Below are 3,564 nucleotides of genomic sequence, written 5' to 3' on the forward strand. Positions count from 1 at the left end.
CCGACGAATACGAGCAGGCGTATTGGGCGAGCCTGGAGGAAGTCCCGCGGGCCGCTTGATCACACGATCGCGGACTCCACGAAACTCGGGGCAGCTCACAGAGGGCATGAGGGCGACCGACGGGTCCCCACGCCGGTATAGCTGTGCGCAACGGTTATCCCGGTGGGCCGGGGAGGTCGGCGCTCTGCCGCCGGCCCGCCTCGTCAGCCAGCCAGCAGCCCGGCGGCGATCCGGGCGCGGTGCGGCGCCAGCTCGGCGGCGATCGAGGCGCCCTCGGCGGCGGTGACGGTGACGGCGGCGTCCCCGTGCCCGGCGCGGGCGGCCAGGGCGATCCGCAGGTGGGTCGGCGGGTGGGAGCCGTCCACGGCGGACCGGTCACGGGCACTGAGTCGCAGCAGGCGCTCCCGCTCGACTGCGGGGACGGAGGCGAGGTGCTCGCGCACCCGCTCCCAGAGCAGGTCCGGCGCGGGCGGCGCGGGCGCGTCCTCGGTCCGGCGGCTCCGGGCGCGGCCGATTCGGGGCCGTCCGCGCTCCTCGGCCCGGATCTTGTGGATCGCGGTGTCCACCGAGCCGGGCAGCAGTAGCGCCGCGAGCATGCCCCGGGCCGCCTCGCCGCCCGCCACCCGGGCGGCGAGCACGTCCGAGTGGTACTCGGCCTGCTGGCCGGCCCGGGAGGTGAGCCGGTCGAACAGCACCAGTGCCTGGTACAGCACCCAGGCGAGGCCCCGCAGCACCAGCCGGCCGAACACCGCGCCGAGCCGCACCAGCATCGAGACCTCGTCCCGGCCCATGACCGGCCCGTCGTGGCCCGGGCGGGCCATGTCGTACCAGGCCCAGAGCGCCGAGACGGCGCTGTACAGCCAGAACGAGCGCCGGCGGTCGCCGTTGACCCGGTGGCCGAACTCGTGGCCGAGCAGGGCCGTCCGCTCCCGGTCGTCCAGCACCTCCCAGAGCGGCAGGCCGAGCCGCAGCACCGACCGGCGGCGCAGCCCGACCAGCCCGTACGAGGCGTTGAACTCGTCGGTGACCTGGATGACGTCCACCGGGCGGGCGCCGACCTCGGCGGCCACCCGGTCGGCCAGCCCGTACAGGGCCGGCGCCCCGGAGCGGTCGAGCACGCCCGTCTCCTTCGGCAGCCGGCCGAGCCGGGGCCGCAGGGTCACCGCGATCACCAGCACCACCGCGCCGACGCAGCGCTGCACGACGGTCCCGGCGATCAGCAGCCAGAGCGCCAGGGCGAAGGTGCCGACGGTGACGAGGTGGATCACCCCGGCCGCGGCGGAGGCCAGCAGCCAGTCCCGGCGGGCGGTGGGGGTGTCGCCCAGCTTTTCCACTGCCTCCAGAACCGCCGAACGTTCGACGAACAGCTCGCTTTCGCCGTCCCACAGCGGGTTGTCTCAGCAGCGGCGTAACCACCGGACGGTTACGGAGCGCCATCAGAACGGAGGCTCGCTGGACCAGTGGTGGCTCCATTGACCGGTCGGACGAGGGTCGTGCTGCTGGAGAAGTTCCACGGCGCGGTCAGTCATGTAGAGGCTGATGAAGTAGCGGGCCATTTCACTGCGGTTGGCCGGGAGGTGCCGGTCGAGGAGACCGATGGCCTCTTCGGTGCGGCCTGCGTTGTGAAGCACCCGGGCGATGTGCTCGGCGGCGTACGCGCTGTCGCCCTCGGGATGGGCCGATGCCTGCTGGAGCGCCGCCTCGGGCCCGGAGCTGGCAGCGATCAGCGGCAGGCGAATCCAGAACAGGTCCCACTCCTCCTCACCACCTCGGGCGGCCTTGAGCTCATCCAGGTAGGCCAGGCCGTGCTCGGGCTTGCCCTGGTCGAGGCAGAGGCCGGCCAGGGTGTGGAGGATCCAGTCGTCGCCGGGGTAGGCGCCGGCCTGGGCGCGCATCACGTCGACCGCCTCGCCGCCACGTCCGTGCCGGGCCAGGAGCCGCGCGAGGTCGTACGCCGCGTTCGGGCCGCCTGCCTGAGCCCCGTCCGCCTGCCGGTAGAGGGCGACCGCGCCTTCGACGTCACCGCGTTCCTCCAGCACCTCGGCCAGGCGCTGTGTGGCGTGCCCGTGGACGTCGGTGGCCGCGTACTCGCGCAGTTCGTCGAGCCGGTCGTGTCGGGCCAGTAGGTCGGCGAGCTGGTCTCGGCTGTTGATGGAGGTGATGTGCCGCGTGTGCAGCAGGGCGATCGCCTCGTCGGTGCGGCCTTGGCGCTCCCGGATCCGGGCGAGCAGGCCGAGTGCGGTATCGGCGTCCAGGCCGTCGCGGCAGCACCACGGGGAATCGCAACGGTGGTCGTCCGGGATGTGCTCGGACAGCAGGCGGGCGGCGTCTTCGTCCAGGTCGGCGAGCTCGGCGACATCGACCAAGGCGGTGGCCAGGACCCAGTCCTCGACCCCGGGCCGCAGCAGCTCGAAGGCCTCCACAGCATGCCCGTGCCGAGCCAGCAGGTGCGCGAAGAACTCCAGCGCCTGTCCCCCGGCCGCCGCGTACGGGCGAGCCAGCGTGAGCGCCTCCGACGCCCGGTCCCAGCTCTCCAACAGCTCCGCCTGGGCCCGGGCGGCCGGCCACCATCCGGTGGCGACGTACGGAGCCAGCACCGCCAGCGCATCGTCCCGCCGGCCGCGCTCGCCAAGGAGTTGGGCCCATGCCCGTGCGCAGAACCACTCGCCTTGGCCGGCTTGCAACGCCACCTCGTGTTCGTGGCCTCGCTCAAGGATCTGCACGACGAACTCGGGCGGGATACAGCCGGACAGAGTCCTGGCCTGACGATCAAGATCAGCAGCGTCCACGGCACCGCACCCTAGACCTCACCACCGACGAGCGGCCCGAAATCGGCACGTCGTTCGGCCAACATGGTGTCCCGCTTGACCCCTGACTCCCTGAGATGTCTTCTTCTTTCCCTGTGTTCTGGGTGGTGGGGGGTCGGTTCCGGGGTTCGCGCCTGCGGCGGGCCGTGGGTTGTTTGGTGCGTCCGGTGTAGCTGGCCGCTCCGTCCCCGGCCCGGCCCCTGGTGCGCCGGGCTGTTCCGGAATTCTGGAATGCCGGGTGACGGGGCCCGCCCCGGCCGCCCCGGCCACCGGTCCCGCCTCGCCCGGTTCCCGGCCTGGGTGCCCGTCGAGCGGGTGCCCGGCCCTGGCCTACCTGTGGGTGTCTGTGGCTTGGGGCGGGTGGATTAGCACCCCGCCCACGGTTGGGACGCAGTGCGTGCCTGGCGGGAGGTGCTCGATCGCGCGGAGGTGCTCGGTCCGGCCGGTCAGGGCCACCCTGCGGAGGTGGGCTTCGCCGTACAGGATGGTGCCCGGCTCGGTCGTGGTGCCGGTCATGCAGATCACGGGGTCCGCGACGAACCGGCCGCCCTGTTCGGCGGCGACCTGCAACTCGGCCGCGTTCGACTCGGCCTCCGCCGAGTCGAACGGCGTCTGGCAGCCCGGGCAGATGACCCGGGCGAGGCGGCCCTCCTGCCATTGAGCTAATTCCATCCTGAAATCTGCAGGTCACGGGGGCTGGCGTGGTGCGCGGTCGGGGTGCTCGGGCCGGGCACGGGCTTGATCGCGATCGGGTGAT

The 3,564-nt window shown here is 72.8% G+C and carries 3 protein-coding genes; all 3 read right to left on the reverse strand.

From position 1 onward, the window contains the following. Positions 1–203: 203 nt before the first annotated feature. Complete coding sequence (locus tag OP86_RS37310) at positions 204–1,334, reverse strand: M48 family metallopeptidase (RefSeq protein ID WP_051831180.1); 1,131 nt, start codon at positions 1,332–1,334, stop codon at positions 204–206. 102 nt (positions 1,335–1,436) lie between these two features. Continuing rightward, positions 1,437–2,690, reverse strand: a complete 1,254-nt coding sequence (locus OP86_RS32280; protein WP_245231848.1) for a tetratricopeptide repeat protein — start codon at positions 2,688–2,690, stop codon at positions 1,437–1,439. 447 nt (positions 2,691–3,137) lie between these two features. Then, positions 3,138–3,479 (reverse strand): hypothetical protein, encoded by a 342-nt coding sequence (locus OP86_RS32285; protein ID WP_033334405.1) that lies wholly within the window; start codon positions 3,477–3,479, stop codon positions 3,138–3,140. Positions 3,480–3,564: the final 85 nt, after the last annotated feature.

The organism is Streptomyces novaecaesareae, from assembly GCF_000716875.1.
Classification (GTDB): Bacteria; Actinomycetota; Actinomycetes; order Streptomycetales; family Streptomycetaceae; genus Kitasatospora; species Kitasatospora novaecaesareae.